General features: G+C 57.9%; 4 protein-coding genes. All 4 read right to left on the bottom strand.

The window, feature by feature from the left end; genetic code table 11:
• Positions 1-1198, bottom strand: a 1198-nt coding sequence (locus VGL22_RS01425; RefSeq protein WP_465265090.1) for a zinc dependent phospholipase C family protein, incomplete at its 3' end; no start/stop codon positions are given.
• Positions 1195-2409 (bottom strand): two-component system sensor histidine kinase NtrB, encoded by a 1215-nt coding sequence (locus VGL22_RS01420; RefSeq protein ID WP_465265089.1) that lies wholly within the window; start codon positions 2407-2409, stop codon positions 1195-1197. The genes VGL22_RS01425 and VGL22_RS01420, both read right to left, overlap by 4 nt.
• Complete coding sequence (locus VGL22_RS01415; protein ID WP_465265088.1) at positions 2406-3980, bottom strand: ATPase domain-containing protein; 1575 nt, start codon at positions 3978-3980, stop codon at positions 2406-2408. The genes VGL22_RS01420 and VGL22_RS01415 overlap by 4 nt, the downstream gene beginning before the upstream one ends.
• 385 nt (positions 3981-4365) lie before the next feature.
• A complete protein-coding gene (locus tag VGL22_RS01410; protein ID WP_465265087.1) occupies positions 4366-5250 on the bottom strand; it encodes a Crp/Fnr family transcriptional regulator in 885 nt (294 codons plus the stop codon).
• Positions 5251-5360 lie beyond the last annotated feature (110 nt).

The raw sequence follows: 5360 nt of genomic DNA, 5'->3' as shown, positions 1-5360 counted from the left end.
TCTGGATGGGCAGCGAGCGATCGGTGTAAAAGGCCAAAATGTTATCGCGCAATTGAGGCGTGGTGCCATCGAAGTTCTGCGCCGCCAACCTGGCCAGCAGGGTTGCGTAGGCCTGATCTGCCAGCGAGTACTCTGCGCCTGCGGTGACGTTGCCATCATCGAGATCGCAATTGGGCAGCAGCAGCGTGCCGGGACCTACCCTTTCAAGCAGGACCTGGTAGCGGTCGAGAGTCGCATTGATGCTCTTGATATAGAGGTCCTCCGTCCTGGCAGTCGGATTATCGAACCCCATCCCCTTGAAGGGGCCGATTTTGGGCATGAATCGCAAGAGCGCCGAGAGTACTCGTGTTCCGAAGTCGGCCTCGGTATAGGTCTTTCCCCAGTTGCGCTCGTAGTCGGACCGAGATAAGCGATAGAGGAAGCGTCTCTTCGCAAAGCCGGGCATCTCTTGCATCAGTTCCTTCTTGTGTGTGCGCAAGGCGACCTTGGTCATTTGCGGAATCAAGCGGCTGACAGAGAACCGGTACGAGCCAATCGCCAGGTCTTCATGGGCAAGCACTTGCTTGAGTTGCAGCCCGTAAATGACGGGGAACGTCCGCTCCAGCAAGGGCTGTGCGACCTTGAACCCGATGAAAGCGTGGTATTGCTCTGACGCGTACCGGTTCTTTGCTATTTGCAAGGTGTCGAAACCGAACTCGGTCTTGAGATGGGCAGTCTTATCCTGCGCATATCGAACGGAGTTGCCAAACCTGGCCCGCAGTTTGGGGTAGCGGAGCGCCACGGAGGCATTCACCGCCGGATGTCCGACGAGGTCGGCGACATAGTGCGAAAGCGCGCCCAGTGCGAATGCGTACTCGTTGGCATCGTGGCTCTGGCGAAGCAACTCGGCGACAAAGTCTCCGCTGCGGACGTAGTGGACGAGATCGCTGAATTGCGGGTTTCCGAATGGATAGTATCCAAGATCCTGGATCACCGATCCGCCATAGGCGTAGGCATGCGCTTCGGTGATCTGCTCTGGCGTGAGATCTGAGTAACGCTGCAATAGGAGCGGGCGGATTTCGGAGCTCCACATCAAATCGACAATTTCTTCGTGCGTCAGAACCGAATATGCAGAGAGATTTGCGCTTGAGCAGAGCAGTGCAAGCAGCGCCAGAATGGCGCCTCCGAGCGAGCCCCATTTTGGTGTGAAAGATCTCATCCGCGATCCGATTGCCGGAATTGGACCCTTTCGAGTTCATGGGTTTGTGGCGGCGCATGCACTTCAGAATGAAGCTCCAGTGGGAGAAAGACCGAGAAGACTGTGCCTGAATATGGCGAGACGGCGCGGCTCTTCACCTGGATGGTGCCGCCGTGTTTACGGACGATCTCTGAACTCAGCCACAAGCCCAGACCTGTGCCGGTATCGCCCTTTGTGCTGACAAAGGGCTCGAACAGGGAACCGCGGACATCGCGATGAATGCCGGTGCCGGTATCGCCGATGGTCAGGCGAATTCCCCGCAGCGAGCCGTTGCTGTGCTGGCGTGCGTTGGCTGCGCGGATTTTGAGCCTGCCGTCACGCCCGATCGCATCGAAGGCATTGCCGATGAGGTTAAGGGTGACCTGCCGCAGTTCGCCGGCCATGGCGAGAATCGGCGAGCAGTCGCGGAAATCGCGTTCAATCGCGATGTCAGCGAAGGCCAGCCTGGGCTTATAAAGGGCGAGCGCCGAGTCCACGATTTCGCTGATGTGGACGAGGGTTGGCTTACCGGGGTCGCGATAGAACCGGAGGGTTTGGCTGACGATTTCAGACACGCGCGCCAACTCAAGGGCCGCGGTGTCGGTGAGGCGTGTTACTTCATCGAGCGACGTAGATAGCCCGATCAGGTAGAGCAGATTCGTGACCGCCGCGAGAGGATTATTGATCTCGTGCGAGATGCTGAGGGCGAGGCGGCCGGCAACCACCAGCTTTTCCGATTTGCGAAGCGCATCTTGGGCCAGGCGGACCTCGATCAGGTGGTCTCTCATTTCATATTGGCGCTGGCGGCTGCGCAGCGCGGTGCGAACCGTGCTGATTAGCGTCTCAGGGCGAACCGGGCGTTCAAGCAGCACCACGTTGCCAAGCGGCTGTTGAGCCAGCATCCTTTTCCGGCTGCGTTCTCCCGGTAGAGTGAGGAGGATGAAGAAGATGTCGGACCAGGAGGGCTGCCGGCACACTTCCGCTGCCCACAGTTCAATTTCGTCAAGGGGGAGCGCCTCTTCCGCGAGGATGACGACCCCTGCTCCCGCTTCCATTCCGATGCGTGCTTTTTGCGAACTCGGGAACAACAGGGAGGGGAAGTTCTGCTCCCCGAGGAGGCCGCAGATGAGCTCGCCGTCTCGCCCGGTAGGGGCAACGACGAGAACGAGAAGTTCATCGACTGTCGCTGTCATTCCGTCGCGCTCGGCTTTGCGGTCGATGTCGAACCCTGGAGGCTTTTGGCTTTGCCCTGATAAGTGGGAGAACCAGTCAACACGCCGTGAAAATCTGTAAGCGCATTCCCGACCACAATCTTCCCGCCTCTCATCACCAGTTCGCGAATGGTGCGTTCGTGTTCTCCGCTGCGCTTCTTGATGACGGACAGCGCTTTTTTCACCTCACCTGCGGCTTCGAAGTAGCGGAACAGCAGAACGGTGTCGGCCAGGTAGCTTACATCCACCGGCGTATCGATATTGGAGCCGACAAAGCCGTGCTGCGCCAGCGTCAGCAGAGTTGTGACCCCCTTCTGATTGAGGAACCCGAGCAGCTCGTGCAGTTGCATGGCGAGGAATTGCTCGCCGGGCATGGCACTGAGCAGGCCGTTGAGGCTGTCGATGATCAGCAGTTTCAAATCCTGCTCTTCGACCATCTTTCGTATCTCGTGCACAAGTTGGCCAGGCGAGAGTTCGGCGGAATTGATCTGGCGGAGGGTCAGGTTTTTGCTTTCGACATGTTTGCTGATGTCCAGCCCCAGTCCCCTTGAGCGGATGACCAGCGTGGCCAGGGTTTCATCGAAAGCGAAGATTGCGGCGCGGCTGCCCTGTTCCACAACGCTGACGGCATAGCGAACGGCGATGGTGGATTTGCCACAACCGGCGGGTCCAAGCAGAAGCGTGCTGGTGCCGCTGTCAAGGCCTCCGCCTAGCAGCGCATCGAGGGCATTGAGACCGCTCTTTAGCTGCGTGGGCTGCAGCGTGGGCAGGTGCTCGGCGGCCACAAGCCTGGGATAGACTTCAACGCCACCCCGGTTGATGGAAAAGTCATGGAAGCCTTCGCGGAATTGAGCTCCGCGCAGCTTCTTAACCTGGAGGCGGCGTTTATTGATGCCGTATTCCCGCTCCACATTCTCCAGCATGATGACGCCGTGGGCTATGCTCTGGAGCTGCATATCCTGGCCGTCGGCGGTGCGATCGTCCAGGAGGAGCACGGTACATTTATGCGCGGAAAAGTATTTCTTAAGCCCGAGGATCTGCCGGCGATAGCGCAGCGAATCGCGGGAAAGAAGGCGCAATTCAGAAAGAGAGTCAAGCACCACGAGGGCCGGCTGAAGGCGTTCGACCTCGGCCAGCACTGCGTGTGTGGTGTCAGCAAGTTCGATTTCAGAAGGGCTGAAGACTGTGTACTGGGTTTCCGGCTTGAGCTGGTTTTCGTCCGCGACGAGTTCGAACAGGTCAATGCCATCGAGCATCCATCCGTGGGAATCGGCGATCTCGAGTAATTCTTCCTTCGATTCAGAAAGGGTGACATAGAGGCCCTTCTTGCCGCATCGTGCACCCTCCATAAGAAACTGCATGGCGATGGTGGTCTTGCCGGTGCCGGGATCGCCTTCAATGAGATAGAGGTGATTGTGCGCCAGGCCGCCGCCCAGAATGTCGTCAAGGCCGGCAATGCCGAGAGGGAGCATCTCGATGGGCAGGGGCCGTCTGATGCCGGGCATCGCCATTCCATTAGCGGCTGCGAGCGCACCAAGGGTGGAATCCATCATCTACTCCTAATCAGCGGGTGGGACCCAATCGCCTGCGTGTGCGTGGTGAATGATGATGTGCCGCGGAGCGCCTCTTCTGGCTGCACATTAGGGGGAGAAGCTGTCGATTCAGCTTGCGATAAGCAATAGTATCCAAGGGAAAGAAAATGCCTGGCTGGTTAATTTCCAGTATGGTTCGAGGTTGATTCTTTGTATGGTCATTTCTATACACACTTGAGCCTGATTCCGGAGGCTGGAAGGATTAGAAGTTGCTGGCAATATGCGAGTTGCCGCGGGCACGGCGTGCCTTATTGCGCTGACATCGATCGCCGATGCTTTTGTGAAGGCGCGTGGGATCTTCAACAATCGAAAGCGTCGAGGTGCTTAGGGCGACGCTGCCGTGCTGCTATTTCTTCCGGGGAGCGAGGCTATTTTTCTTTGGAGGTTTGCGGCGTGGCTGTGGACTTTCCTGCATGTCCGGCGTCCTGGCATTGTCATCGGGTAGCTGGTCGTGGAGGATGACGTTGAGCAGCGACTTGTGAACGCGAATGCGGCCGTTGTAGTCAACAAACCCGAGCTTGCGAAAGCGATTCATGAAGAAGCTGACGCGCGAACGGGTGGTGCCGATCATGTCCGCCAGGGTCTCCTGAGTTATGGCAGGGATGAGGGTTTCAGGCTCGCCGGGCTTGCCAAACTCCGCCATGAGCAAGAGGATGCGAGCGAGGCGTCGCTCGCTGGAGTTGAACAGGTGGTCGACCAGATCAGCCTGCACTCGCATGGTGCGCGCAAGCAGGAATGCGAGGAAAACGCTGGAGAACGCATTTTCCTCGCGCATGGCGCGGGTCATCTCTTCCCTCATGATTTTGAGGGCGGTGCAGCCGGTGATGGCGGTGGCCGTGGCCAGACGCAGGCCTATGACTGATGCGAGCGCTTCCTCGCCGACGAAGTCATGGGCCGCGAGCAGGGTGATGGTTGCTTCTTTGCCGGCAGCGGAAACGACAGTAACTTTGGCGCGGCCCTTTTGGAGATAGAAGACGGAGTCTGCCGGTTCTCCTTGAGAGAAGAAATTCTCGCGAGGTTTGAACTGGACGATTCTTCTGCCGAGACCGGAAGTGGCAAGAAATGCAGCGGGATTGAAACTACTCATATGGCCCATGCTCAGGATAATGGCTGCCAGGGTCCGCCTTCTTTCCGGAAGCCCAAAGTAAAGGATAATTGGTCCTGCCGCTCTATGGACCGTGAAAGCCAGTCCTTTTCGATGCCTAGAGCCTGTTATTAACTTTGCGCGCATGTCTTTACCAGATTTGCGAGCATCAGGCAGGCGAATGCGAGATAGTGTAATGCAGCCAGAGTTGTGGCCAGCCGCTCATAGTCTCTCGCCAGCCTTCTGAATCGAGCCGC

Source organism: Occallatibacter sp., assembly GCF_036502485.1.
Classification (GTDB): domain Bacteria; phylum Acidobacteriota; class Terriglobia; order Terriglobales; family Acidobacteriaceae; genus Telmatobacter.
This window is presented reverse-complemented; position numbering and strand designations above follow the sequence as displayed.